This is a genomic window from Mesobacillus foraminis, from assembly GCF_004340465.1.
In the GTDB taxonomy this organism is placed as follows: domain Bacteria; phylum Bacillota; class Bacilli; order Bacillales; family Cytobacillaceae; genus Mesobacillus_B; species Mesobacillus_B foraminis.
This window is the reverse complement of record NZ_SLVV01000003.1, coordinates 365,163-390,154: the sequence shown is the minus strand read 5'-3', so window position 1 is coordinate 390,154 and position 24,992 is coordinate 365,163. Positions and strand designations below refer to the sequence as shown.

Here is a 24,992-nt window from a genome sequence, read left to right as displayed (position 1 = left end):
GTCCCGGCGTGACATATTATGTCCCACTTGTTCCAAAAAAAATCACCCCTGATACAATTTTTATTCTAACAGGAGTGATAACCTAATTCAACCAATAAAGTCGACGTTTTTCACTGAAAACGCTTCAATAATGAAATTTATGTTAATAATCCCCGCCTGGATTTCTTCTCCATCCAGGACAACCACCGGAATGGTGATGCCGTACCGTTCTGTCAGGTCATCATCCTTGTCTATATCCACTTCCAATAAATCAAACTGCCAGTTCCTCTGAAGCTCTTCAAGAAGCTCTTTTGCCTCCTCACAAAGGTGGCAGCGCTGCCTCATATATAATGTAACAGTCTTTTTCAATTGTTATCACCCTTTTAATTCCTTGCTGAGCACATGCAATAACTCAATCAAATCGTTTTCGTTTAGATGATGAAGGGATTCCCAGCTGTTCCCTGTATTTAGCCACTGTCCTCCTGGAGATTACGATTCCGGACTTAGCGGCGAGGACCTGAACAATATTCTGATCGGACATTGGCTTCTTCTTATCTTCCATTTTGATTAACTGCCCAATGGCGACCTTCACATGGCTGGATGAAGTCTGATCTTGTTCAGTAGTTGACAGGGAGCTCGTAAAGAATGATTTTAGTTCGTATGTACCAACAGGAGTTTGTATATACTTCTCCCGAACCGCCCGGCTAACTGTTGATTCATGGATCCCAAGCTCTTCAGCAATTTCCTTCATCGTCATGGGGTGCTGCAAAGAAGGTCCTTGCTCAAAAAAGTGCGGCTGCTTCTCCACGATTTTCAAGGCGACCCTCATTAAAGTTTCCCGCCGCTGTTCAAGGCTTTTGATGATCCATTGATAATCACTCTGTTTTTCCTGAAGAAAACGGGCTACCTCAGAATCCTGGTAGGATGCCAGCCGGCTGTAATAACCTTCATTAAAAGTAATCCTCGGCATTGTATCGTCAAACAGTCCGACAGTCAAGGTCCCGTGCTCCCGTCTTACCACTACATCCGGTACGACATATAGCGCCCTGTCCTTCTGGAACGCAGCTCCCGGCCTTGGATCGAGACACTGAACAAAATCAAATGCTTTCTGGATCTCTTTTATATCCGTTTTCATAAGCTTTGCCAGTGACTTCCACCGTTTTTCGGCAAATAAAATAAAATGTTCCGTAAGAATCGAAGCTGCCAGGTCCATTATGCCCTGAGGGTATTCCCTTATAATTGACCCGTTCCTTCGCTCCGAACTTCTTTGCCGATGCTGGTGGTATTCACGCCTTTCGAGCTGGAGGAGAAGGCACTCCTGCAGGCTGCGGGCACCGACACCCGCTGGCTCCATTCCCTGAAGAATGTTCAGGCTGTTTTCCACCTCATCTAAACCAAGACCAAGTTTTTGAGCAGTTTCCTCAATGCCGGCACCTAAGTAACCGTTTTCATCAATATGTTTAATTAATAAAACGATAACCCTTCGCTGATTGGCGGTAATTTTTAGCGTATTAAGCTGGAACAGCAGGTGGTCATGCAAGGTATCCGATGTCTCGCCTATTTGCTCGATCCAGTTTTTCTGGTCCCGCTCCCTCACCGTACTAGCTTTGTTCCTGATCCCCACGCAAGGGTCGATCGAGCGGATATTTTTAAAGTCTACCTGGATCAGCGGATTTTCAATCGCTTTCTCTTCTAGAAAAGCAGCAAGCTCATGAGCAGAGTACTGCAGTAAGGCTATTGCCTGGGTAAGCTCCTGTGTCATTGCGAGCTTAAGCGTCTGCTTTTGGAATAACCCGGCATTAAACTCCATCACGATTCCCTCCCCCTATTCGATTTTACACGATAAGCTGGCGTTGCGAAATGACTTAAAAATTGGATGGTCACAACTGAACCTAAAAATATCTGAAATGTTCCAAAAAACTTTATTACTACAGTATAAGGTCGGGGCTTTTCCGATATAACTGTTTTTTCACTCTAATGAACGTTTTTTCACCATGATAAAGCCCGGCTGCCCCAGCAAATCTCTTGAAAAGTCTCACCGCTCTCCGAACAAGCTCCATTCTTCACGCTTGGCCGCTTTTTCGTCCCGTATAACTTCTTTTCTTTTCGATAGAAATAAAAAAACTCCCGATCTAATTGATCAGGAGTTTCTTGGCAGCGCCCTCGGCAGGAATCGAACCCACATCTCAAGAACCGGAATCTTACGTGCTATCCGTTGCACCACGAGGGCCTATTTACTGATTATTATTCTGCAAAAGCAGATGTGCGGTACGAATATTAATTATAGGGCATGTTCCCACAGATTGCAAGCGTAAATTTGTTTAAATTTAGAATGAATGGGTAAGATGGAAAGTAGGCTTGCCAGAGTGCCTTTTTTTATAAGCCTTCCTGCTATAATACATACGGATTTGCTTTTGCAAGGACAGATTTAAAAGTTGAGGCTTCGGTCCGCTGGAGATGCCGAACCAATAAAATTGTCGAACACTTCATTCAATTTCGCTGAGTGATTTGTTTGACCTTTATTGACCATCAGTGTATCATAAAATTACATAGTCTTTAGCTGGTAAAGGGGCCGTAATCTTACGGACACCTCCTTCCAGAATACTTATGTAAAAAGGAGGAAACATTATATGAACTTGATTCCTACAGTTATTGAACAAACCAACCGCGGGGAACGCGCCTATGATATTTACTCCCGCCTTTTAAAAGACCGCATTATCATGCTTGGCAGCGGAATTGATGATAATGTCGCCAACTCGATTGTTGCCCAGCTTCTATTCCTTGAAGCAGAAAATCCTGAAAAAGATATTTCCATCTACATTAACAGCCCGGGCGGAAGCATCACTGCAGGCATGGCGATTTACGATACCATGCAATTCATCAAGCCTGATGTTCAGACCATCTGTATCGGAATGGCTGCATCCATGGGTGCATTCCTTCTTGCAGCTGGGACAAAAGGCAAGCGTTATGCCCTTCCAAATGCAGAAGTCATGATTCACCAGCCACTTGGCGGTGCACAAGGACAGGCAACCGAAATTGAAATTGCCGCTAAACGTATTTTGTTCTTGCGCGATAAGCTGAATAATATTCTTGCTGAGCGTACAGGACAGCCGCTTGATATCATTGAGCGCGACACAGAACGTGATAACTTCATGACTGCAGATCGTGCAAAGGAATACGGTCTTGTCGACCATATTGTGAACCGCAATCCAAATGAACCAAGCAAGAAATAATAAAAAAACTCGCTCTTTTTTTGAAAAGGGGCGAGTTTTTTTATTGATGTTCTTTTAACCTTCCTGCTGGATATAATCTCCCAGTGCAGTAAGCGCTTCTTTTTCATCTGTTCCATCAGCAATCAGTGTGAGCTTCGTTCCAACACCAACCGCAAGGCTCATAAGGCCCATGATGCTTTTAGCATTGACTTTTTTCCCATCTTTCTCAAGGAAAATATCAGAAGAAAACCGGTTGGCTTCCTGAACAAACATTGCTGCCGGCCGGGCTTGCAAACCCGTTTTAAGCTTTACTTCTACTTCTTTCTCCACCATTTCTGTTCCTCCTCTATTCTTTTTTATTTTTGTTCCACCATGTCCCCTGAACGGAGCTTTTCTGCAATTTCATCTATTTTTCTTAAACGGTGATTGATTCCTGATTTGCTGATCGCCCCACCAGAAACCATTTCACCGAGCTCCTTTAACGTTACATCCTGGTAAGCTACCCGCAGTTCTGCGATTTCCCGAAGCTTCCCCGGAAGAATGTGAAGGCCGACTGTTTCTTCAATATACCGGATATTCTCGACTTGCCTTAAGGCTGCACCAATGGTCTTGTTCAAATTGGCGGTCTCACAGTTGACAAGCCTGTTTACGGAATTCCTCATATCACGGACAATCCGAATATCTTCAAAGCGAAGCAGCGCATTGTGTGCCCCGATTACATTCAGGTATTCGGTAATTTTTTCGGCTTCCTTTAGGTAAGTAATAAACCCTTTTTTTCTCTCAAGTGTCTTGCTGTTTAAATCAAACTTATTCATTAGTTCACATAGAGATTCATTATGTTCCTGGTACAAAGAAAATATTTCAAGATGGTAGGACGAAGTTTCGGGATTATTGACTGACCCGCCTGCAAGAAAAGCCCCCCTTAGATAAGAGCGCTTACAGCATTTCTTTTTAATAAGGTCCTCCGAAATATCGTGGATCAGCGAAAAGTCTTCACCCAGAATTCTTAAATCTTCCAGTATTTTTCTGGCAGAGTCCTTTAAACGGACAATATACACATTGTTCTTCTTAAGACGCATTTTTTTCCTGACAAGAAGTTCCACCTGACTATCGTAATTCTTTTTGATCAGGGTATAAATCCGCCTGGCGATTGCCGCGTTCTCAGTCTGAATGTCTACAACCAGCTCGCGGTTCGAGAAAGACAGTGAACCATTCATGCGGATAAGGGCAGATAATTCCGCTTTGCTGCAGCAGCCCTTGACTTCAAGATTGGTTAATTCTTTCTTCGTTTCCGAAGCGAAAGACATCCCCCTCACCTCCTATATCACAAAAAGCGGTCAGTGAAACAATTCCTGCGGATCTATTTTTTGCCCGCAAAAATAACTGGCCACTTTACTACGCGTTATACCTGTTTTTAGTTTCATTTATTATGAGTGAATATAAAATTTCCGCCACTTTTTTTGTATCATGGCGAATGACGTTATTCTCAAGAGTCGCTATTTCCTCCTGAAGGACTTCTACTCCCAGCTCTTTTAGGCGATCAAGATCGAACTGGACGGGCCTTGCAAGCTCTTCTTTATAGCGAAGCTCCACCTCTGGCGGAATGCTTTCGTTGTTTACCAGAATCGTATCCAGAAAGCCGCACCCCATATGTGCATAAATGGCCTTAACGTGGTCGCTCGCCGTAAAATTATGCGTTTCCCCCGCTTGCGTCATCAAATTACATATATAGACCTTTCTGGCTTTCGCCTTGCATACCTCTCTCCCCAGCTTTTTAACGAGAAGGTTTGGGAGGATGCTGGTATACAGGCTCCCTGGACCAATGACAATCAGGTCGGCCTCTTGAATTTCATGGATGGTCTCGGGAAGCGGGCGTACGTCTTCCGGATCGAGGAAGACTTTTTTTATGCGTTTCCCGGAGTATGGAATTTTGGATTCCCCGCTGACAATCGTTCCGTCCTCCATTTCGGCATTTAAAACAACACTGCGGTTGGCCGCCGGAAGTACTTTTCCCCGGACATTCAATACCCTGCTCATCTCCTGGATCGCATGTGAAAAGTTCCCAGTAATGGAGGTCATGGCTGCAAGGATCAGGTTGCCCAGAGAATGGCCGGAAAGCTCATTTGTGGTTTTAAACCGATGCTGGAACATTTCCTCAATCAGCGGTTCAACATCCGACAAAGCCGCGAGTACATTCCGGATGTCCCCTGGCGGAGGGATCTGCATTTCATCCCTCAGCCGCCCTGAGCTTCCGCCGTCATCAGCGACCGTTACGATCGCTGTAATATCCACATCGTATTTTTTCATCCCCCTGAGCAAAACAGGGAGCCCCGTACCGCCGCCGATAATTACAATACGCGGCTTTGCCTCCACAGTCATGATTGGTTCCCTTTCCGCTTCTCGATATCACGATGGGTCACACGTGTGTCATATTCGTCCTGAAAATGCCTGGCGATATGCTCGGCAAGTGCAACCGACCGGTGCTGGCCGCCGGTACAGCCAATGGCAATAATCAGCTGGGCTTTCCCTTCACGTTTATAATGAGGAAGCATAAAGCTTAACAGATCAGTGACCTTTTCAAGAAACTTATGCGTTTCATTCCACTTTAGAACATAAGTGGAGACCTCTTCATCCAGCCCCGTTTTTGGACGCATATGGTCAATATAGTGCGGATTGGGCAGGAATCTTACATCAAAAACCAGGTCCGCATCGATCGGCAGGCCATGCTTGAACCCAAAGGACATCACATTTACCGTAAACGTTGATTTCTTGTTGACGGAAAACTCTTCAAGAATCTTCTCGCGCAGTTCCTTCGGTTTAATTCCCGATGTATTATAAATGATTTGCGCTCTTCCTTTCAGCTCCTCCAGCAATTCCCGCTCAAGCTTAATTCCTTCCAGCGGCAGCCCGGATGGAGCAAGCGGATGGAAACGCCTTGTTTCTTTGTAGCGCCGTACGAGAGTCGAGTCGTCTGCATTTAGATACAGGATTTGAGGAGTGACCCAGGAAGTCTCAGCCAGGTCATCTAGCGCCTTGAAGAGGGAATCAAAAAATTCCCGTCCACGCAAATCCATGACTAAAGCCACTTTATTCATCTTATTTCCAGATTCCTTCATCAGCTCAAGGAATTTGGGAAGCAGAGTTGGAGGCAGGTTGTCTACACAAAAGAATCCCAGATCCTCAAAGCTTTGGATTGCGACTGTCTTCCCAGCTCCTGACATACCTGTGATAATTACCATCTGGGTATCGTTTGTTGAACCAATACTCATTTCTATTCCCCCTGAAATGATCTATTTTTAAAAGACCCAAGAGCATGGGTCCCCGGAGATCGCGGTTTTTAATTTGGATCGAGCCTGTAATTGATCAATTCAAAATCCGGTGTATAGGTAAACGTTCCATAAATGATGCCTTGGCCATGAACCATATAATCAAGGATATGGTAATCGCCTGCAGCCATTGGAAGGTTTTTAATATCGTCTACATCGTGCCAGGCAAGTTCCCCTTCTTCTGAACGTTCAAGATGCACACCGGTTGATTCAGTTGCATTAAAAGTAAACATCATCCACTCGGAAGTAACCTGGTCCCCCTCCTTGATGACGAACGTGAAGATTCCTTTTATTTTAGGATTCAGCAGATAAATGCCTGTTTCTTCACGGTATTCCCTTATGCAAGAATCCTTGGCCGTTTCACCAGGCTCCATTTTGCCGCCCGGCGCTACCCACCACCCGCGGCGGGGCTTTTGTAGCAATAATACTTTATTCCCTTTTACCAACAGACAGTTTGTGACCCGCTGCATTGAATTTCACCTGCTTTTTCCGTTGAATGTTCGATATATATGGAGATAAGCCCACTTGACATGCGAACTTTGATTATTTTTTATTATACTATTTTTAGAAACCCGCCACAATGAATCCAAATTTTAATCTTTTGCAAACAAATATCCAGCTGCCATTTAGGTCAAAAATACTAGTGTTATAGTCCATTTGGAGTGGCTGTACTATATGTGCTGCGATAAAAAAAAGAGCACAGGCAAGCCTGTGCTGTCAAAGGATTATATTTTTAAAAGGGGGTCAATTTCTATTTCTATAATACCCGATTTTTATTTCACTACTGTTACAGAAGGGTTAATAAATAATTACGTTTGAAATTTCTTCCTCCCAAACTGTATTTTCCCAATTATTCTACCGGGGAGGAAAAAATTCTTGCTTACGCTTTCGCTTTGAGCTCTTCTTTGAGCTCTTCCACATAATGCTGGGCCTGCTGGGCAGCAATGCTTCCATCACCCGTTGCCGTAACAATCTGGCGAAGGGATTTCTCCCTGATGTCGCCTGCTGCAAAGATGCCGGCCACTTTTGTCTCCATTTTTTCATTCGTTTCAATATAGCCGTTGCTGTTCGTAATTCCCAGTGACTCAAACGGCTTGGTCAGCGGCACCATTCCGATGTAAATGAAGACACCGTCCGCCTTGAACTCAGTTTCCTCGCCATTTTTTGTGGAAACAAGTGTCACACTGCCGACTTTTCCGTCTTTTTCGTTGATTTCTTTGACCGTATGGCTCCAAATAAAATCAATTTTGTCATTGGCAAACGCCCGGTCCTGCAGGATTGGCTGCGCACGCAGCTCGTCACGGCGGTGAACGATTGTCACTTTGGAGGCAAAGCGTGTTAAATAGACACCCTCTTCAACCGCTGAGTCCCCTCCTCCGACAACGACCAGCTCTTTCCCTTTAAAGAAAGCTCCATCACATACTGCACAGTACGACACTCCGCGGCCGCCAAGCTCCTGCTCTCCAGGGACACCAATTTTTTTGTACTCTGCCCCTGCGGAAATGATAATCGCACGGCCTTTGTACTGTTTTGATCCGGCAACAACTGTTTTATAGTCTTTGCCGTCAATGATTTCCTTTACATCCCCATACGCATATTCAGCACCAAACTTTTTCGCGTGGTCAAACATTTTTGTTGAAAGATCCGGTCCAAGAATGTGGTCAAAGCCAGGGTAATTTTCCACTTCTTCCGTATTTGCCATCTGTCCGCCTGGAACACCACGCTCAAGCATCAGCGTGGATAAGTTTGCCCTTGAAGTATAAACAGCTGCGGTCATCCCCGCTGGTCCAGCACCGATGATGATGACATCATACACTTTCTCTTCTGACATGGTTTCACTCCTCATTTATTGGAAATCTGCAGTGATCACTCTTTTATAATATTAGTATTTCCTGCCTACCCCTATCCTATAAAACAAAGGCCTTTCCGTCCAAAAATTTGCCTCATCCAATGTCTGTATTGTAATTTATGTAGGAAAACAAAAATGGCCAGCAGGAGTTCCCGCTGACCAAGTATATTCGTTTTCTAATCCAGACAGCTATGCACCATTTTGACATATTTGCTGAGGGTTGAAACGGACAATCCGTATTTCTTGGCAATCGACTGCTTGGTTATTTTGCCTTCACGAAGCTTTTCCCAAACAAACTCCACAGCTGCCGCCCAGGCACGGTTATTTCTAAAGTCGAGCCCTTCCTTGACTGCTTCTTCGAAAACAGCAAACCATACAAGGTAGATGCCTTCACGGTCCATATCGATCGGCTTATGGAAATCATACAGGACAAGAGCTGTCTCATGAGCACCAAGAATGGTTTCCATCCCGGGCTTTCCGACGCCTGATTTCACATAGTGCAGATAATTCTTCTCCAGCCCTGACATTTTGTCCGTAATTTTGCTCGCAGACAGAATTTCTTCCTTCTTATTTGATACCGATGCAAGAAACAAAGCAAATAGCCGCTCTTCCGGGTACTCACTTTGGAACTTTTTGATGATAGAAGAGACCTGGTCACTCAGGGAAGGCGAGGAAGCCCACGGCTCGGTGCCCTCTTTTTCCGGATTAAATTCGAGCACTCGTTTCCAATAGCTCTTTGCCGCCTGCTCACGGCCGGTGTGAAAGGCGGAATACGAGAGCCAATAGTAAAACGGGCCGTCGCCTTCATGGCCATTTTTATATAGCCGCTTAAGCCATCTGTATCCAAGCTCATATTCCCCAACAAGCGAAAGTGTTGCTCCGAGCTTAAACTGCTGTTCCCAAAGCAGGGGCTGGATTTTTGCCAGCGTCTCTGTTAATTCCTTCACTTCTCCGGCATGATTCTGGTAATAGGCGAACACAAGCCTGTTGCAAAGTGCATGAAGATTGCCCGGGTTTTGAACCAGCACCTTCTCGAGGATGTCATTCGCAACCTTTGTTTCCCCGAGATAGAAATAAGCCAGCGCCAGGTTATTGTAGGCTGACCAGTATTCAGGATACTCCTTGACGAGCTCCTCGAATATCTCGATTGCTTGCGGGAAGTCCCCCTGTTCAAGCAAGGTCCTTGCTTCCTCCTGCTTGATGATCAGGTCATCTTCCTCATAAATGTCTTCGTCGTTCTCCTCTGCCTCAAGCATAATGAGATCCAAAAGCTCTTCGGCATCGTCTGCAAATTCTCCGTCACGATTCTGTTCCAGATAGAGATTGGCATGGTGGTATGCATCTTTAAACAAGCCCAAATGGGCATAATTATTCGCTAAGAAATATTGGCACTCTGCCATTTCTTCATCCATTTCTTCGAGGATCATGTGCAAAAGACGGATCGACTGCTGGTAATCTCCCATCTCCGTAAGGACAATGGCCAGCTGGCAGACAATCATTGGTTCCCCCGGCTCCAGCTGCATGGCACGGCTAAAATACTTGTGCGCCCGCTGCAGATCGCGCCTGTGATATGCTTTAATCCCCTTGGTGAAATAATATTCACCCGTTGGGACAAATGACAGTAGTTGCCCTTTTTGTTTGATTGCTTTAGAGTCTTCTCCCATTTTGTCCTCCACTTAAGGTTTTTTCCCAATAGGTTTTTAACCCATGTATTATATCATAGGGGGGCTCTAAAGGAGAAGGAGAAAGTAGCCGTTTAAGCCGGAGATCTACAGAGATATTGTGGTATTTTCTGTAAACGAAGAGTGAAACATCCATTGTAAAGAGCGGGAGGTTGTTTTTTCGAAGAAGAAAGGAATTGACAAATCCTATTTTTGGAGATTAATTTCCACAGACAATTAGCGCGGTGGGCTCTCAGTAAAGAAGCAGCCAAGGGCAATTCCCGGCTGCTTCTGACTATGCTTTCTTTCCCTCATGGCGCTGTTCTAGAACGCCCAATACGTCTTTCAACGGCAACTCCTGCTCACGCAAGAGCACAAGCAGGTGGTAAAGCAGGTCGGCCGCTTCCCATTTGAGCTCTTCATGGTCACGGTTTTTGGCCGCAATGATGACCTCGGAGGCTTCCTCACCAACCTTTTTAAGGATTTTATCCACGCCTTTTTCGAAGAGGTAGGTTGTATAGGCCCCTTCAGGACGTTCTTTTTCCCGGTCGCGAATTACTTCTTCCAGCCTCTGGAGGATTTTCAGATCATTGACTCCTGCTCCATCTAAAAATGCTTGTGCATCAGCTTGCTTTTTCTCCAGGAGGCTTTCAGTAAAGCAGCTTACCGTCCCATTATGGCACGCTGGACCAGCCGGTTTTACCAGTACAACGAGGGAATCTGCATCACAGTCATACTTGATGTCAGCAACCTTTTGGTTATTCCCGCTGGTTTCCCCTTTATGCCACAGCTCCTGGCGAGAACGGCTGTAGAACCAGGTTTCTCCTGTCTGAATGGTTTTGCCGAGGGATTCACGATTCATATAGGCCACTGTCAACACTTCAAAGCTGTCAGCATCCTGCACTACAGCAGGAATCAGCCCTCTATCATCAAACTTCAGATCTTCAATATTCATCGAACTTCCACTCCTTTTTCCCGGAGGTAGGCTTTCACTTCTGCCACCGATGTTTCCTTATAATGAAAAATAGACGCTGCAAGGGCTGCATCCGCCTTTGCGTCCATAAATGCTTCTGCAAAATGCCCGGCGTTGCCTGCGCCGCCTGATGCAATGACAGGAACCGGCACAGCCTCGCTTACAGCCTTTGTCAGGTTTACGTCAAAGCCTTTCTTTTCACCGTCACTGTCCATGCTGGTCAGCAGCAGCTCCCCTGCACCAAGGCGGACTGCCTGCCTTGCCCATTCAATTACTTCAAGGTCGGTTGCATTTCGGCCGCCATGTGTATACACCCGCCAGGATCCCAGCTCGTGATCAAACTTGGCATCAATGGCTAAAACTATGCACTGGGTACCGAAGAAATCTGCGCCTTCTGTAATCAATCCCGGGTTCAGGACAGCTGCCGTGTTCAGGCTTACTTTATCTGCACCAGAGCGCAGAATTCGTTTCATATCTTCAAGGGAATTGATTCCCCCGCCGACCGTAAAGGGAATCGCCAGTTCCGAAGCAACGGCTTTTACGACTTCCACCATGGTTTTGCGCCCCTCACTGGAAGCTGAAATATCCAGAAAGACAAGTTCATCCGCCCCTTGCTCATCATAAAAGCGGGCGAGCTCCACCGGGTCGCCAGCATCTCTAAGCTGGACGAACTGGATTCCCTTCACCACACGCCCATCCTTGACATCCAGGCACGGAATGATCCGTTTTGTCAGCATTACTCGCTCACCGCCTTCAATGCCTCAGAAACTGTAAAGCGACCTTCGTACAGAGCCTTCCCGACAATCGCACCGCTGACGCCCGAAGACAAGAGTTTTTGAAGAGCTGACAGGTCTTCAAGCCTGCTCACACCGCCGGATGCTATTACACTCTTGCCTGTTTCCTCCGCCATTTGCTGGATCGCCTCCACGTTTGGCCCGGAAAGCATTCCATCCGTTGCAATATCTGTAAAAATAAAGATTTCGGCCCCTGCATCGGCAAAGCGTTTTCCAAGCTCGACAGCCCGCACTTCAGAGGTGGACAGCCAGCCATGCGTAGCAACATAGCCATTTTTCGCATCGATACCGATGGCAATCTGCCCTGGATATTTCCGGACCATTTTCTCCGCAAATTCCGGATTGGACACAGCAATGGAGCCAATAATGACACGGGAAATCCCATTTTCGAGGTAATGGGCAATATCCTCCTCACTTCGGATGCCGCCTCCTATTTGCACCTTCGCCTTTAGATCGCTTGCCGCCTGGATTACATATGTATCATTGACACGCCTGCCGTCACGTGCACCGTCAAGATCCACCATATGGATCCAGTCGGCACCTGCCTCCGCAAACGTTTTGGCCATTTCAAATGGAGAGTCCCCATAGACAGTTTCCTTATCGTAATCTCCCTGAAGAAGACGGACACATTTGCCGCCTCTCATATCAATTGCCGGGTAAATGGTAAAACTCATCTCTCTGCACCTCTTTTCATTTTGAGCAGGGAAGCGTTCTAGAATGAACGGCCAGCTCCTGCGAGTTTCGTAAAATTGCTCAGCAGCTGAATGCCAGGGGTGCTGCTTTTCTCGGGATGAAATTGCATTCCTAGTACATTCCCCTTGCCGACAACAGCGGGAACTTCGACATCATATTCACTCACTGCAATCAGCACATCTCTGTCATTGCTTTTAACATAATAGGAGTGAACAAAATAAACGTGCCCTTCGTCCACATCTTCCGTCAGCGGGGATGGGTTAATGAACCTCAGTTTGTTCCAGCCCATATGCGGGACCTTGTAGGATTCACCGCTTTCAGTAACTCCCGGGAAGCGTTCCACCCTTCCTTCCAGAAGGCCAAGCCCCTTCGTTACCCCGTTTTCCATGCTTTCTTCAAACAGCAGCTGCATCCCAAGACAAATGCCTAAAACAGGCTTTCCAGTCTGTGCAAACTCCCTGATCATTTCCGTCAGGCCGGAGGAATTCAGGAGCTCCATCGCATCACGGAAGGAACCAACCCCCGGAACCAGCAACGCATCGGCATTTCGCAGCTCCTCTTTGTTTTCGGAAATAAAATAAGGGGCCTCCAGTCTTTCGAGTGCCTTGCTGACACTGAATAAATTCCCCATGCCATAATCGACAATCCCAATCATTTACAGCATTCCTTTCGAGGATGGAATCCCTTTTACACGCGGGTCGATCGTCGTTGCTTCATCAAGGGCACGCGCCATTGCTTTAAAAATCGCTTCAATGATATGGTGCGTGTTTTTTCCATAGTGAACGACCACATGGAGGTTCATCCTTGCCTCAAGGGCAAATTTCCAAAGAAATTCATGTACGAGCTCCGTATCAAAGGTCCCTACCTTCTGGGAAGGAAATTCACCGCGAAGTTCAAGATGGGGGCGGTTGCTGAGATCGACAACAACTTGCGCCAAAGCCTCATCCATTGGCACAAAAGCATTTCCGTAGCGCTTGATTCCTCTTTTGTCCCCGAGCGCCTCACGCAGTGCCTGTCCGAGGCAGATGCCGATATCTTCGGTTGTATGGTGGTCATCCACCTCGATATCTCCTTTTGCATCGACTTTTAAATCAAATTGGCCATGTTTGGCAAATAAATCGAGCATATGGGTTAAAAACGGGACACCTGTTTCGAGTTCTGAAAACCCTTCTCCGTCAATGCCCAGACTCAGCTGAATATTTGTTTCGTTTGTTTTACGGTCAATTGTTGCAATTCTCTCCATCATCATTCCTCCATCCTATCTTCCTGCCGCAGTGGTTATCATCGTTATATGGTACCTGGTTTCACTGTTTCTTCAATCTTGACTCAACAGCCCTCGCATGAGCCTCAAGTCCTTCGAGCCGGGCAAACTCGGCAATTTTGCTTCCATTGTCCCGGAGAGCCTGCTCGCTGTAGGAAATGATGCTCGACTTCTTTTGGAAATCATCGACGCTTAGCGGGCTTGAAAAACGAGCGGTTCCGTTTGTCGGCAGCACATGATTGGGCCCTGCAAAATAATCACCGACAGGTTCCGAACTGTACCTTCCGATAAAAATGGCCCCTGCATGGCGGATTTTTCCAAGCAGTTCCATCCCATTCGCGGTCATGATTTCAAGATGCTCGGGTGCAAGCTGATTAACGGTCTCAACCACTTCCTCCATGTTTGCGGCAACATAAATGGCCCCAAAATCTCTAATGGACTGTTCTGCGATTTCCCTGCGAGGCAATGCGGCACACTGAACTTCCACTTCCCGTTGAACAGCCTCAGCAAGTGCCATTGACGGCGTCACCAGAACAGAGCTGGCACGAACATCATGTTCCGCCTGGGAAAGGAGGTCCGCAGCCACTTCGTCAGCTTTGGCGGTGTCATCGGCCAGTACCGCAATTTCACTTGGCCCTGCAATCATGTCGATATCAACGTCGCCAAACACTTCCCGCTTTGCCAGAGCAACGTATATATTTCCCGGACCGGTGATTTTATCAACCGGAGCAATGGTCTTCGTTCCATAGGCCAGTGCAGCGATTGCCTGCGCACCGCCAACTTTATAGATTTCCTTGACTCCCGCAAGATCGGCAGCCACCAATACTCCTGCAGGAATGCTTCCGTCCTCACCAGGAGGAGATACCATGACGATTCGTTTTACACCCGCCACTTTTGCAGGGATAACGTTCATCAGGACAGAAGAGGGATATGCCGCCGTTCCTCCAGGTACGTAGACCCCGACCGAATCAAGAGGCGTCACTTTCTGCCCGAGGATAGTTCCATTTTCTTCTGTAGTAAGCCAGGATGGCCTTAGCTGTTTCTCATGGTAGCTGCGAATATTCGCCGCGGCCTCCTTGATGATTTCAACCAGTTTGGAATCAACATGCTGATAGGCTTCCTTGATTTCTTCCTGCTCGACCTGCAATGCCTCTAGCATTACAGAATCGAACTTTTCTGTATAGGCTTTTAGAGCGTCATCACCATTGCTCCTTACATTTGCGATGATTTCCTTGACAGTTTCACGCTGGGCCTCTGTCCCTCCGTCCACTGTCCGCTTTATGGTTACGTCACCGCTGACCTTGACAATCTTCAACTTTATCATCCTCTCAATATCGGTACCGCACTTTTAACTAAAGCACCTGAACAGCCAATTTAGGTTGATCCCGAATCTTTAAATGACCTTGCTCAATGCATTGACAATCTCGCTGATGCGTTCATCCTTAATACGGTAGCTTACCGGATTGACAATCAATCTTGAGGTGATGGCTGTAATGGTTTCATATTCAACCAGCCCGTTTTCCTTCAGGGTCCTTCCTGTTGAAACAATATCGACAATCCGGTCCGACAGGCCGATTAATGGCGCAAGCTCAATGGACCCGTTCAATTTTATGATTTCTACCTGTTCCCCCTGCTCACGGAAATAAGCAGCAGCTACATTGGGGTATTTTGTTGCGACTTTAGGTGCCACATCGTTCATTTTCGTGCCCGGCAGCCCTGCGACCGCCAAATAGCACCCGCTGATTTTTAAGTCGAGGACTTCGTAGACATCCCGCTCCTCTTCAAGGAGAACATCTTTGCCGGCAATCCCCAGATCGGCAACTCCGTGCTCAACGTAAGTCGCCACATCCATCGGCTTTGAGAGGATGAACCGGAAATTTTCTTCTTCTACATCTATAATCAGTTTTCGGGAATCATCAAATTCAGGCGGCAGCCGATACCCCGCTTTTCGCAGAAGCTCGGCTGCTTCCTGAAAAATCCGTCCCTTTGGCATGGCAATAGTTAATTGTTCTGTCATTGTGCCGGCTCCTTTCCTGCTTTCCCGATCAAAAAGGCCACGTCGGAGAATTTATTCGTGCAAGCGTCAAGGTTTTTGACCCCGCTGATATCCTGAAGGACTACCCGCTCCCCCGATGCCCGGCGTTCTGAAGCAAGCTGGTAGGCTTCCTTGCGACGCTCGGGACTGAACAGGATGCAGGCTGCCGGAATATTTCCGTCCAATTGTCCCAATGCCTCAAGCAGCCGGTCCAGGTTCAGGGCAAATCCAGTAGCACCTATTGATTTCCCGAATTTCTCAAGCAGGCCGTCATAGCGCCCGCCATTGCCGATCGGGAACCCGACCTTCCCTGCATATACTTCAAATAAAATGCCGGTATAGTAGCTCATATGGCTGACGAGGGTGAGGTCAAATTTTATGAAGCTTCCTTCTTCGAAATCCTGGACAACATCCCACAGCTCCTGCAGCTCAAGAACAGCTTCCTTCCCTTTTCCGTTTTCAATCAGCTCAAGGGCCATTCCAATCACCTCTGAACCTCCGCGCAGCTCAAGGAATGAGAGAAGGCGCTGAGTATCAATGGAGGACAGCGGCAATCCTTTTACATGCTCGCGGTAGCCTACATAGTTTTTTTCATATAAAAATCTTGTCAGCTCCCGGGCCCGTTCTTCATTTCCAAGAATCTCGATAAACAGCTCCTGAACAAATTTGGCATGGCCGACGGAAAGCTGGAAATTTTTTAATCCTGCTTTTTTCAGGGAGGAGATCGCCAGTGCAATCATTTCCCCATCCGCACTGACGGTTTCATCGCCGATGCATTCAACCCCTACCTGTTCGAATTCCGCAGGCCGTCCCCCTTCGCGCTGCTGCGCGCGGAAGACATTGGCGGAATAAGCCAGCCTGTTTGGCAGTTTTTCTTTCAGGAGCTTCGACGCCGCCACCCTGGCAATTGGCGCGGTCATGTCAGGCCGCAGCACAAGAGTGTGCCCTTCCTGGTCAAGAAGCTTGAAAAGCTGCTGGTCCAGGATGGCTGAAGCCGTCCCAACCGTCTCATAATATTCAAGCGTCGGAGTTTCAATAAATTGAAAGCCCCATCGCTTCATCTCGTCTTCAAGCACGGACCGGACATGGTGCTTGGTTTCATATAAATCAGGGAGAGTGTCTCTCATCCCGAGAGGTTTTTCAAACATAAATAATCGGCTCATCTTATTCATCCTTTTTTAGCAAGTTTCACTGGTGCTTGATCTTAATTACACAGTCCAGGATATCACCTTACACTTTAGTTCGCTAATATGCTAATGAAATGAAGTTATTAGTAGTTTAACCCTCCCCATTATTTTCGTCAATAAAAAAGTCTGTATTTTCAAATTTGCCTTTCACTAGCAAAATCCCTCCAAATTTCGTCATTTTTCTGTTGAAAAGGTTAAATATCGAAATATTATGACAGGTCCCAGCTTCATCTAAGGCCTTTCAGTGGTAAAAGCATCCAATGATTGTTATCCTATTTAAAGAAGGAGGGTCAGAGAGCTGGACGGAACGAGTCCAGACCTGCCCAGGGCAAAAGTGCGCGAACTATTTTTCCTAATTTCACAAAAGGTTTACCCCTCATGATAACGGGCCTGATGAACTGAGGCTCAGAAGCAGGGGGTTATTTTAGCTGCCGATGAAGCGGCAGGGCTGGTAAACTCCGGGCCATTTATAAGGATATGGTGAAAGGTGAAAGGTGAAAGATGAATGATGCCTGCCTCTCTACTCTTTCATGAGCATGACATGGAAGCCAAGAAGACTTGGGCCGTTTCCGGCATGAGAATGATGTCTCCACAGTGCTCTCACCTGTTGTTATAGTCTTTCCGGAGCGGCTGTCCCCAATCAAAAAGTGGACCACTAATCAAAGTTGTGAGGATACGAAAACTATTTCCTTTTGCCAAATTTCAGCTGGGTTCTACCTGTTTAATCTTAAAATCGCGTTGCTGTAAGCGGTCATACAGTTAAAACTGAATAAAATAATCCTTCAGGAAGATACTTTAGATGTGGATTATGACAACGGAGGGATTTGATGAAAAAACTGACGCCCGTTTTCACGGTTTCAGTTATCTTAACTGCATTGTTTATTATCTGGGGATTGATCCCAAAAGACATCCTGCCTAATGGCAACCTTGACGCCGTTACCGCCGCCATCCAAGGATTTATCCTTGAAAAATTCGGGTGGTTCTATCTGCTCGCGGCTTCCATATTCCTGATTTTTGCCGTCATTTTAATTTTTACGAAGTATGGAAATATCCGTCTTGGAAAAGACGACGACCGGCCGGATTTCGGCTATATTACGTGGTTCGCCATGCTATTCAGCGCCGGCATGGGCATTGGCCTGGTGTTCTGGGGGGTGGCAGAACCAATGTCCCATTATTACTCCCCTCCATTTGAGGAGGGCCAGACACCTAATGCAGCCCGGGCGGCCATGCGCTACTCCTTTTTCCATTGGGGTCTGCATCCTTGGGCCATTTATGCGGTAATCGGATTATCTTTGGCTTATTTTCAGTTCCGCAAAGGACATGCCGGGGTAGTTTCCTCCCTGCTGCGCCCATTGCTTGGTGACAGAGTGGACGGCCCGGTCGGAACCCTGGTGGACTGTATTGCTGTATTCGCCACTGTATTCGGCGTTGCGACTTCCCTCGGACTAGGGGCCATCCAGATCAGCGGAGGTCTCTCCCATTCGTTTAATGGAGTACAGAATAATTTCACGACTCAAATGATCATTATTATTGTTGTCACTGTCCTGTTTATGCTGTCAGCGCAAACAGGGCTCAACAAAGGGATAAAATATTTGAGCAACCTGAACATCATCCTGGCTGTTGCCCTTCTGCTGTTCTTGCTATTTGTAGGACCGACCAATTTTATCATGGACCTGTTCACCACAACATTAGGCTCCTACCTGCAAAATCTGCCATCGATGAGCTTCCGGCTTAGCCCCTTTGACCAGGAGATTACGTGGTTCCAGGACTGGACGATTTTCTATTGGGCCTGGTGGATTGCCTGGGCACCGTTTGTAGGAACCTTCATTGCCCGGATTTCAAAAGGGCGGACTATCCGTGAGTTTGTCATCGGCGTCCTCCTTGTTCCAACGATCTTTGGGGCGCTCTGGTTCTCAGTGTTCGGCGGTACAGGAATATACCTAGAATTCTTCGAACAGAGGAATATTATGGAGGTCATTCAGACCAGCGGAAGCGAAGTAGCCCTATTTACTGTGTTCAGCTATTTCCCGCTCTCAACCGTGCTTTCGCTGCTGGCCATATTCCTAATCAGCACCTTTTTTATCACATCAGCCGACTCAGCTACCTTCGTTCTGGGGATGCAAACAACCAATGGCAACCTGAATCCTCCCAACAGGATTAAGTTCATCTGGGGAATTATCCAGTCTGCTTCTGCTGCCATCCTTCTATGGAGCGGCGGGCTGGAAGCACTGCAAAGAGCCTCTATTATTGCGGCCCTGCCGTTTACGATTGTCATGCTGATGATTGTCTTTTCATTAATCAAGGCATTAAAAAAAGAAAATATTGTCACCGTAAAAACAGGAAAGGCAGCCAAGTAGGCTGCCTCGGACTGCAGACAAACTTGATAAAAACCAGGCTTGTCTGCAGTCTTTTTTTATTTGCACTATTAGTCAGTCTGTTTATTTTCGTCCGGAAGCTCAGCTTTAATCAGGGTGTGTAGAGCCACCGTGGCCATTGTATGGTTATGGTCTCCATGAAATGGCTCGCCCAACAGGGTTCGCACCTCCACTCCCATCAGCCTGGCGTTCAACTATACCTAAGCCGCAAAGAATAAACTTATGAAGACTGTTAAAAAAGATTCCATCCTATAGATTCCTTTAGAATAGGACGTTCTTGTTCGTCTCGTTCAATAACGCCTACTTCGGCTTAAGGTATGCGGGCCGGCTGATGATTTATCAGGCATCAGGTTTCTTTAGTGCTGCCTGGAAGAAGTCCATCCCTGCCAGCTCTACGTCATGAACCTTAAAGCACTTCGAAATGGCATGACGCAGCCTGCTTTCCACCAACTCTTTGATTTCAAAGTTTTTAACAGGAATTTCTATCAGGAACACCATTGCCCTGTTCCTAAAATCAATGAACCGGATATCAGGGGCAGGCTGCTCTAAAATCCCGTTTTCCCTTTCCTTCACGATTGAAACGGCTTCATGCAGCCAATGCTCCACCATCTCAGAATCCGTCCTATATGTGACGCTTACTTCTACTTGGGCCATCATCTCGGCACCCGTCCGATTTTTAACAATCTGTTCGATAAAATATTGATTGGGGACAATCAGGGTTCCTTCCTTCGCTGTCCGTACGACCGTTGACCTTAGGCGGATCTTTTCGACTCTCCCCACTTTATCCTGGACCTGGATGACTTCTCCTATTTTAACTGGCCTTTCAAATAAAACAATGATCCCTGAGACAAAATTCCCCGCGATATTTCTCAGACCGAAACCAAGGCCAATCCCAAGGGCTCCAAAAATGGCGCCAAGAGCAGTCAAATCAAGGCCAAAGTTTGTTAAACTGACGGCCAGCGCAGCAATCATCACTGTGTAATAAATGATTTGATTAAAAGTATATCCCAGGCTTTTATCAACATCGTAATATTCATAAAGATTTGTCAGCACGTATTTGGCAAATAGCTTCACAAGCCTGTGGGCAAGCGTCACAATCATGATGGCCACTATAATCAAAAACAGGGTGACTTGCTGCCCATCGACTGAATAAATAGGATAAAACAGCCATTGTGTTTTTGAAAAATAAAAGAGGAACAAAAGAAGGGCTCCATAAAAGCTCATCCAGTTAACCAGAGCCTGTATGGTTGGAACAAACCTTCTGGGGAGCTTTGCCGCTTTTCCGGAGAGGAAAGCGATAATCCCGCGGACCACGCCATTTGCAGCCAGAATCAGGAATAGATAGAAAGTGAACCAAAGGACATCTGCAAGCGTAATATTCTTGAACATCGAGTCAAACATTTTATCACCTTATCCTTGTTATACAAGCACTATTCCTGAAAACCCCTTTTACTAAACAGTTTCTTGCCATAAAAAATATTTTGGTTGGTGGACAAAAATTGGGCTGTTGATTTCCGTTCCAGTCGCTTCGCTTTCCGCGGGACTGGCGCAGTGCCTCCCTCGTCGCAAGCTCCTGCGGGATCTCACCTGTCCACCTGATCCCGCAGGAGTCTGCGCGCCTTCCACTCCAATCAACAGGTTTTCAAAAGTTCATCCAGCTGTGCAACCAAGCCTATTTTTAAATGGATACATATCTGGTTTGAGGTGATGAAGATGCTTCCATAACAATCCCATCCAGTGGGAGCAATTGAGATGAAACATAGAGGGATATTGCAAATATCAATCACTGAAGCATGTTTGCGGCACCTGCCCATTGTTAGCCGAAATTGTACAGAAAACTGGAATCATCAGAAGGTTGTCACCCGTCATTTATGGCAAGGGTTTGTGGAAGAAGCGGAACACTTGAGGCATAACCGAAGAAAAGACATATATATTTATACGTAAAGAAACCATCGAGTAGGTATTCTCTGATACAAAAATAAGGCATGCAGACATTGGACAACCCCAGGAGACTAAAAAATTGTCCATGCAGGCGATATTTAATTTGCTGCCCTGAGCCCGAAAAAGATGGCCGACTGGACATGGAGGAGTCCGGAAACGGCCTAAATGTAGTATGAAGACCTTTTTCACAGAGTTTCTTCCTCGGTTTGGCCTTCATCCCCTATATGAAGACCTTTTCCATAGAGTTTCTTCCTCGGTTTGATCTTCATCCCCTGTAAGAAGACCTTTTCCATAGAGTTTCTTCATCGGTTTGACCTTCATCCCCTGTATGAAGCCTTTTTCACAGAGTTTCTTCATCGGCTTGGCCTTCATCCACTGTGAAGACCTTTTCCATAGAGTTTCTTCCTCGGTTTGGCCTTCATCCCCTATATGAAGACCTTTTTCACAGAGTTTCCCCGGTTTGGCCTTCATCCCCTGCATGAAGACCTTTTCCATAGAGTTTCTTCCCCGGTTTGGCCTTCATCCCCTGCATGAAAGTATAGTTGAACGAGCCTGATTTCCCATGAAAATCCCATACTAACTAAAAAGGGGTTCGGAATGAGAACATTCCGAACCCCTTTTGTCGACAGCCTGAAACCCTGCTGCTGCAAGGTTTATTTTTCACCATAGATCGGGTCATCGGCCCAGCGGTTGTCCATTTCTTCTTTTGTATAAATTACTTTCATTGGGTTTCCTCCAACAAAAGCACCAGCAGGAACGTCTTTATGAACAAGGGTGCCCGCAGACACAAAGGCCCCGCTTCCAATCGTCACTCCGGGGAGAATGGTCGTGTTGGCGCCAATCATGACTTCATCACCGATGACCACATCTCCCAGGCGGTATTCCCTGATCAGGTATTCATGGGCAAGAATGGTTGTATTATAGCCAATTACTGTATTGCGGCCCACGCTGATCTTCTCCGGAAACATGACATCCAGCATCACCATTAAAGCGAAGGAAGTCTGTTCGCCGACCTTCATTCGCAGAAATGTCCTGTACAGCCAGTTTTTAACGCCTAAAAAAGGAGTATAGCGGGCCAGCTGGATGACGATAAAGTTTTTTACGACCTTCCAAAAAGGAACGGTTTTATACACGTGCCAAAGGGAATTGGCCCCCTTCACTGGATACCTTTCTGTCTTCCTCATTTTCACACTCCAAGGATTGGCAGTATATCAGGCATTTTTTCAAGGATGTAATCTGGATGCGTGGCAGCAAGATGCTCCCTGCCCTTAATGGACCAGGATACACCGACTGTTACAGTTCCGGCGTTTTTCCCGGCCAGAATGTCATGGTGATTATCTCCGACCATCATGGCTGTATCGGCTGTAGAGTCCAGCAGGCCCAGAGCTTTATTGATTGGCTCAGGATCCGGCTTGGCATTCTGTACGTGATCCAGTGCTACAATAACCTCGAAGAACTCGTCAAGCCCTGTAAGCTTCAATCCCATCGCCACGACATCGGAAAGCTTTGTGGTGACGATTCCAAGCTTGAAATTTTCCTCTTTAAGTTTTCGGACTGTCTCTTTGACACCTTCAAACTCCCTGACAAGAAGGTCGTGGTTGGAAAGATTGTATTCACGGTATGTTTTGATCATTTCTTCATAGCCTTGCGGATTCAGGGCTTCAAAGGTTTCTTTTAAAGACGGCCCCAAAAATGGCAGGACATCGGCCCGCTGGTAGCGTCCTGGATAGTAATGTCCAAGTGTATGGAGAAATGAAGAAATAATTAATTCGTTTGTATCAATTAATGTGCCATCCAGATCAAATAGAACGGTGTCGATTTTGCGGTTCATATACAGCTCCCTTTCTTTGTGCAAGCTCGGTGCGATTCCAGATAAATGCTACTGCCACTGTCAGGAGTACAGCGACACAGATACGGATCAGGAGCAGCGGTACTACCGGTATTCCGAGGGGGATGAAGATTAGTGTATCTTCAATGACAGCATGGCAGGCAACCAGGAAAATAAAAGCAAGAGTAGCATCCTTTTTACTGACACCATCTTCCTTCACGGCCTGGATCATTACTCCTGCCCCCATCGCAAGTCCGATCAGCAAACCGGTGGCTACCGTCAATGAGGCATTCTCTTTCATTCCCAAAGCCCTGACGGCAGGGGAAATCAAGCGGGAAATCACATCAAGCCATTTTAAATCCTTTAAGATCTGGATCCCAATCATCAGGGGAATGACGATCATGGCGAGCTGAAGGACTCCCATCCCGGCTTTTTCCAGTCCCTCGAGGATCATCGCAGTCCAGCCGGCAACCTGCTCTTCCTTCGCAGGAATAAAACCATATTGAGCAAGCTCTGATCCTCCATGCCAGACGAGATTGATAACGGCAGCCGACAGGAAAGCAAGTCCCAGGCGGACGACCAGGACCACCCAGAGTTTGACTCCCACCTTCAGCGCGACACCTGTTTCAATGAAAAGGTTATGGGAAAAGGAGAGCATGACGGCAATAATAAAGACTTCTTTTACAGTCAAATCCAGAGATAAAATCGCGCCGATTGCGGCATAGAGATTAAGGAAGTTTCCCAGAACTATCGGGATTGCCGCGTCCCCTGACAAGCCCAGCAATGCCATCAGCGGGGTAATCGCCTTGATGACCCATGGCAGGACAGGGGTGTGCTGCAGGATGGAGACAAGGAGGGTCACTGGAAAAATGATCTTTCCCAGTGTCCAGGTTGTCTGCAATCCAACTAAACTTCCCTTCTTAAGTGAGCTAATCATTGTTGCATCTCTCCCGAATCGTATTTCAAGCAGCTAATTGGTTCATTCACTAGTTTCCAAGTATCTGATGTTTGCATAGCCTTTCACTCGCCTGTAGATCCAAAGGACAATGGCGAGAACAATCAATGCAATCGAAATGGTCTGGGCCATCCTTAAAGATTCAGTCAGCATCAGGCTGTCGGTCCTTAAGCCTTCAACAAAGTAACGACCAACGGAGTACCAGATAATATAGCTTAGGAAAATCTCTCCCCGGCCAAGATTCACCCTACGCAGCAAAATCAGTAGCACGAACCCAAGAATATTCCATATGGATTCATAGAGGAAAGTTGGGTGGTAATAGGCTCCGTTAATATACATTTGGTTGATGATAAACTCAGGCAGATGAAGGTTTTCCAGGTATGCCCGGGTAACTTCTCCTCCATGTGCCTCCTGGTTGATGAAATTGCCCCAGCGGCCAATGGCCTGCCCAAGGATGATGCTTGGTGCAGCAATGTCTGCCAGCTTCCAGAAAGAAATGTTTTTCTTTTTAGCAAACACATAAGCAGTTGCGACCGATCCAATCAATGCACCATGGATGGCAATTCCGCCATTCCAGATGCTCAGGATCTCGGACGGATTCTGGGAATAATATTCCCATTGGAAAATCACATAATAAATCCGGGCAGATAAAATGGCGATGGGAATTGCCCATAGCATTAAGTCGGCAAACAAATCTTTATCAAGTCCGCGCCTGTCTGCTTCGCGCATTGCCAGCCAGAGGGCAAGAGCAATTCCGGCCCCGATGATAACTCCATACCAATGCACCTGGATGGGTCCCAGCGAGAAGGCAATCGGATCGATCGGCTGAATAGTTTCTTCCATTTATTTTCTCCTTTTACTCGACTCTCTCTTATTTATTAAAAAAATTTACCGGCCATTCTTAAAGCATCCATTTACAGTCC

General features: G+C 46.7%; 25 protein-coding genes and 1 tRNA gene. 2 read left to right on the top strand and 24 right to left on the bottom strand.

What is annotated here, in order from left to right; genetic code table 11:
* Positions 1–87: 87 nt before the first annotated feature.
* The 3 genes from EV146_RS06375 to EV146_RS06365 form a co-directional block, all read right to left on the bottom strand.
* Complete coding sequence (locus EV146_RS06375; RefSeq protein WP_241993831.1) at positions 88–348, bottom strand: glutaredoxin family protein; 261 nt, start codon at positions 346–348, stop codon at positions 88–90.
* A gap of 43 nt (positions 349–391) precedes the next feature.
* Positions 392–1,789, bottom strand: a complete 1,398-nt coding sequence (gene rpoN / locus EV146_RS06370) for an RNA polymerase factor sigma-54 (protein WP_132003762.1) — start codon at positions 1,787–1,789, stop codon at positions 392–394.
* Positions 1,790–2,137: 348 nt separating this feature from the next.
* Positions 2,138–2,209, bottom strand: a tRNA-Arg gene (locus EV146_RS06365).
* Between the two features lie 400 nt (positions 2,210–2,609).
* On the opposite strand from EV146_RS06365, the gene clpP reads away from it, so the two are divergent.
* Complete coding sequence (clpP, locus tag EV146_RS06360; RefSeq protein WP_121611079.1) at positions 2,610–3,212, top strand: ATP-dependent Clp endopeptidase proteolytic subunit ClpP; 603 nt, start codon at positions 2,610–2,612, stop codon at positions 3,210–3,212.
* Between the two features lie 54 nt (positions 3,213–3,266).
* On the opposite strand, the gene EV146_RS06355 is transcribed toward clpP, so the two are convergent.
* The 15 genes from EV146_RS06355 to EV146_RS06285 form a co-directional block, all read right to left on the bottom strand.
* Positions 3,267–3,524, bottom strand: coding sequence for an HPr family phosphocarrier protein (locus EV146_RS06355; protein WP_121611078.1), 258 nt, complete (start codon positions 3,522–3,524; stop codon positions 3,267–3,269).
* 23 nt (positions 3,525–3,547) lie between these two features.
* Positions 3,548–4,498 carry a DNA-binding protein WhiA gene (whiA, locus tag EV146_RS06350; RefSeq protein WP_121611077.1) on the bottom strand — a complete coding sequence of 317 codons (951 nt, stop codon included), beginning with the start codon at positions 4,496–4,498 and terminating at the stop codon, positions 3,548–3,550.
* Between the two features lie 88 nt (positions 4,499–4,586).
* Positions 4,587–5,570 (bottom strand): gluconeogenesis factor YvcK family protein, encoded by a 984-nt coding sequence (locus EV146_RS06345; RefSeq protein ID WP_121611076.1) that lies wholly within the window; start codon positions 5,568–5,570, stop codon positions 4,587–4,589.
* A complete protein-coding gene (rapZ, locus tag EV146_RS06340) occupies positions 5,567–6,460 on the bottom strand; it encodes an RNase adapter RapZ (protein WP_121611075.1) in 894 nt (297 codons plus the stop codon). Before rapZ ends, EV146_RS06345 begins: the two co-directional genes overlap by 4 nt.
* A gap of 68 nt (positions 6,461–6,528) precedes the next feature.
* A complete protein-coding gene (locus EV146_RS06335) occupies positions 6,529–6,987 on the bottom strand; it encodes an NUDIX hydrolase (protein WP_121611074.1) in 459 nt (152 codons plus the stop codon).
* A 410-nt stretch (positions 6,988–7,397) separates the two neighbouring features.
* Positions 7,398–8,348, bottom strand: coding sequence for a thioredoxin-disulfide reductase (gene trxB, locus EV146_RS06330; protein ID WP_121611073.1), 951 nt, complete (start codon positions 8,346–8,348; stop codon positions 7,398–7,400).
* A gap of 194 nt (positions 8,349–8,542) precedes the next feature.
* On the bottom strand, positions 8,543–10,030 hold the full coding sequence (locus EV146_RS06325) for a tetratricopeptide repeat protein (protein WP_132003495.1): 1,488 nt from the start codon (positions 10,028–10,030) through the stop codon (positions 8,543–8,545).
* 292 nt (positions 10,031–10,322) lie between these two features.
* Positions 10,323–10,982 (bottom strand): bifunctional phosphoribosyl-AMP cyclohydrolase/phosphoribosyl-ATP diphosphatase HisIE, encoded by a 660-nt coding sequence (gene hisIE, locus EV146_RS06320; protein ID WP_132003492.1) that lies wholly within the window; start codon positions 10,980–10,982, stop codon positions 10,323–10,325.
* Complete coding sequence (hisF, locus tag EV146_RS06315) at positions 10,979–11,737, bottom strand: imidazole glycerol phosphate synthase subunit HisF (protein ID WP_132003489.1); 759 nt, start codon at positions 11,735–11,737, stop codon at positions 10,979–10,981. Before hisF ends, hisIE begins: the two co-directional genes overlap by 4 nt.
* The gene (gene hisA, locus EV146_RS06310; RefSeq protein ID WP_132003486.1) at positions 11,737–12,468 is read right to left on the bottom strand and encodes a 1-(5-phosphoribosyl)-5-[(5-phosphoribosylamino)methylideneamino]imidazole-4-carboxamide isomerase; all 732 of its coding nucleotides are present in this window, start codon (positions 12,466–12,468) and stop codon (positions 11,737–11,739) included. The genes hisF and hisA overlap by 1 nt, the downstream gene beginning before the upstream one ends.
* 38 nt (positions 12,469–12,506) lie before the next feature.
* Positions 12,507–13,142: an imidazole glycerol phosphate synthase subunit HisH gene (hisH, locus tag EV146_RS06305; protein ID WP_132003483.1), complete on the bottom strand. Its 636-nt coding sequence runs from the start codon at positions 13,140–13,142 to the stop codon at positions 12,507–12,509.
* Entirely contained in the window at positions 13,143–13,730 is a 588-nt protein-coding gene (gene hisB, locus EV146_RS06300) for an imidazoleglycerol-phosphate dehydratase HisB (RefSeq protein WP_132003759.1), read from the bottom strand.
* Between the two features lie 61 nt (positions 13,731–13,791).
* Positions 13,792–15,063 (bottom strand): histidinol dehydrogenase, encoded by a 1,272-nt coding sequence (gene hisD / locus EV146_RS06295; protein WP_132003480.1) that lies wholly within the window; start codon positions 15,061–15,063, stop codon positions 13,792–13,794.
* Positions 15,064–15,141: 78 nt separating this feature from the next.
* Positions 15,142–15,765: an ATP phosphoribosyltransferase gene (gene hisG, locus EV146_RS06290; RefSeq protein ID WP_132003477.1), complete on the bottom strand. Its 624-nt coding sequence runs from the start codon at positions 15,763–15,765 to the stop codon at positions 15,142–15,144.
* Positions 15,762–16,946, bottom strand: coding sequence for an ATP phosphoribosyltransferase regulatory subunit (locus tag EV146_RS06285; protein ID WP_132003474.1), 1,185 nt, complete (start codon positions 16,944–16,946; stop codon positions 15,762–15,764). The genes hisG and EV146_RS06285 overlap by 4 nt, the downstream gene beginning before the upstream one ends.
* Before the next feature lie 851 nt (positions 16,947–17,797).
* Between EV146_RS06285 and EV146_RS06280 the strand changes: the two genes are divergently transcribed.
* Complete coding sequence (locus tag EV146_RS06280) at positions 17,798–19,327, top strand: glycine betaine uptake BCCT transporter (RefSeq protein ID WP_132003471.1); 1,530 nt, start codon at positions 17,798–17,800, stop codon at positions 19,325–19,327.
* A gap of 357 nt (positions 19,328–19,684) precedes the next feature.
* Here EV146_RS06280 and EV146_RS06275 read toward each other — a convergent pair whose 3' ends face one another.
* The 6 genes from EV146_RS06275 to lgt all read right to left on the bottom strand — a co-directional run bounded on the left by EV146_RS06275 (position 19,685) and on the right by lgt (position 24,912).
* Complete coding sequence (locus tag EV146_RS06275; RefSeq protein ID WP_241993830.1) at positions 19,685–20,734, bottom strand: mechanosensitive ion channel family protein; 1,050 nt, start codon at positions 20,732–20,734, stop codon at positions 19,685–19,687.
* Between the two features lie 765 nt (positions 20,735–21,499).
* A complete protein-coding gene (locus EV146_RS06270) occupies positions 21,500–21,781 on the bottom strand; it encodes a hypothetical protein (RefSeq protein ID WP_132003465.1) in 282 nt (93 codons plus the stop codon).
* A gap of 158 nt (positions 21,782–21,939) precedes the next feature.
* Entirely contained in the window at positions 21,940–22,470 is a 531-nt protein-coding gene (locus tag EV146_RS06265) for an acyltransferase (protein WP_121611061.1), read from the bottom strand.
* A gap of 2 nt (positions 22,471–22,472) precedes the next feature.
* Positions 22,473–23,117: a pyrophosphatase PpaX gene (gene ppaX / locus EV146_RS06260; RefSeq protein ID WP_132003462.1), complete on the bottom strand. Its 645-nt coding sequence runs from the start codon at positions 23,115–23,117 to the stop codon at positions 22,473–22,475.
* A complete protein-coding gene (locus tag EV146_RS06255; protein WP_132003459.1) occupies positions 23,086–24,051 on the bottom strand; it encodes a nucleoside recognition domain-containing protein in 966 nt (321 codons plus the stop codon). Before EV146_RS06255 ends, ppaX begins: the two co-directional genes overlap by 32 nt.
* A gap of 42 nt (positions 24,052–24,093) precedes the next feature.
* Positions 24,094–24,912: a prolipoprotein diacylglyceryl transferase gene (gene lgt / locus EV146_RS06250; RefSeq protein WP_121611058.1), complete on the bottom strand. Its 819-nt coding sequence runs from the start codon at positions 24,910–24,912 to the stop codon at positions 24,094–24,096.
* Positions 24,913–24,992: the final 80 nt, after the last annotated feature.

Excerpts from the sequence above, each read along its gene's own strand:
- rpoN (WP_132003762.1), bottom strand. The coding sequence starts at position 1,789 with ATGGAGTTTAATGCCGGGTTATTCCAAAAGCAGACGCTTAAGCTCGCA.
- clpP (WP_121611079.1), top strand. The coding sequence starts at position 2,610 with ATGAACTTGATTCCTACAGTTATTGAACAAACCAACCGCGGGGAACGC.
- EV146_RS06355 (WP_121611078.1), bottom strand. The coding sequence starts at position 3,524 with ATGGTGGAGAAAGAAGTAGAAGTAAAGCTTAAAACGGGTTTGCAAGCC.
- whiA (WP_121611077.1), bottom strand. The coding sequence starts at position 4,498 with ATGTCTTTCGCTTCGGAAACGAAGAAAGAATTAACCAATCTTGAAGTC.
- EV146_RS06345 (WP_121611076.1), bottom strand. The coding sequence starts at position 5,570 with ATGACTGTGGAGGCAAAGCCGCGTATTGTAATTATCGGCGGCGGTACG.
- rapZ (WP_121611075.1), bottom strand. The coding sequence starts at position 6,460 with ATGAGTATTGGTTCAACAAACGATACCCAGATGGTAATTATCACAGGT.
- EV146_RS06335 (WP_121611074.1), bottom strand. The coding sequence starts at position 6,987 with ATGCAGCGGGTCACAAACTGTCTGTTGGTAAAAGGGAATAAAGTATTA.
- trxB (WP_121611073.1), bottom strand. The coding sequence starts at position 8,348 with ATGTCAGAAGAGAAAGTGTATGATGTCATCATCATCGGTGCTGGACCA.
- EV146_RS06325 (WP_132003495.1), bottom strand. The coding sequence starts at position 10,030 with ATGGGAGAAGACTCTAAAGCAATCAAACAAAAAGGGCAACTACTGTCA.
- hisIE (WP_132003492.1), bottom strand. The coding sequence starts at position 10,982 with ATGAATATTGAAGATCTGAAGTTTGATGATAGAGGGCTGATTCCTGCT.
- hisF (WP_132003489.1), bottom strand. The coding sequence starts at position 11,737 with ATGCTGACAAAACGGATCATTCCGTGCCTGGATGTCAAGGATGGGCGT.
- hisA (WP_132003486.1), bottom strand. The coding sequence starts at position 12,468 with ATGAGTTTTACCATTTACCCGGCAATTGATATGAGAGGCGGCAAATGT.
- hisH (WP_132003483.1), bottom strand. The coding sequence starts at position 13,142 with ATGATTGGGATTGTCGATTATGGCATGGGGAATTTATTCAGTGTCAGC.
- hisB (WP_132003759.1), bottom strand. The coding sequence starts at position 13,730 with ATGGAGAGAATTGCAACAATTGACCGTAAAACAAACGAAACAAATATT.
- hisG (WP_132003477.1), bottom strand. The coding sequence starts at position 15,765 with ATGACAGAACAATTAACTATTGCCATGCCAAAGGGACGGATTTTTCAG.
- EV146_RS06285 (WP_132003474.1), bottom strand. The coding sequence starts at position 16,946 with ATGAGCCGATTATTTATGTTTGAAAAACCTCTCGGGATGAGAGACACT.
- EV146_RS06280 (WP_132003471.1), top strand. The coding sequence starts at position 17,798 with ATGAAAAAACTGACGCCCGTTTTCACGGTTTCAGTTATCTTAACTGCA.
- EV146_RS06275 (WP_241993830.1), bottom strand. The coding sequence starts at position 20,734 with ATGTTCAAGAATATTACGCTTGCAGATGTCCTTTGGTTCACTTTCTAT.
- EV146_RS06270 (WP_132003465.1), bottom strand. The coding sequence starts at position 21,781 with ATGGAAAAGGTCTTCATGCAGGGGATGAAGGCCAAACCGGGGAAACTC.
- EV146_RS06265 (WP_121611061.1), bottom strand. The coding sequence starts at position 22,470 with ATGAGGAAGACAGAAAGGTATCCAGTGAAGGGGGCCAATTCCCTTTGG.
- ppaX (WP_132003462.1), bottom strand. The coding sequence starts at position 23,117 with ATGAACCGCAAAATCGACACCGTTCTATTTGATCTGGATGGCACATTA.
- EV146_RS06255 (WP_132003459.1), bottom strand. The coding sequence starts at position 24,051 with ATGATTAGCTCACTTAAGAAGGGAAGTTTAGTTGGATTGCAGACAACC.
- lgt (WP_121611058.1), bottom strand. The coding sequence starts at position 24,912 with ATGGAAGAAACTATTCAGCCGATCGATCCGATTGCCTTCTCGCTGGGA.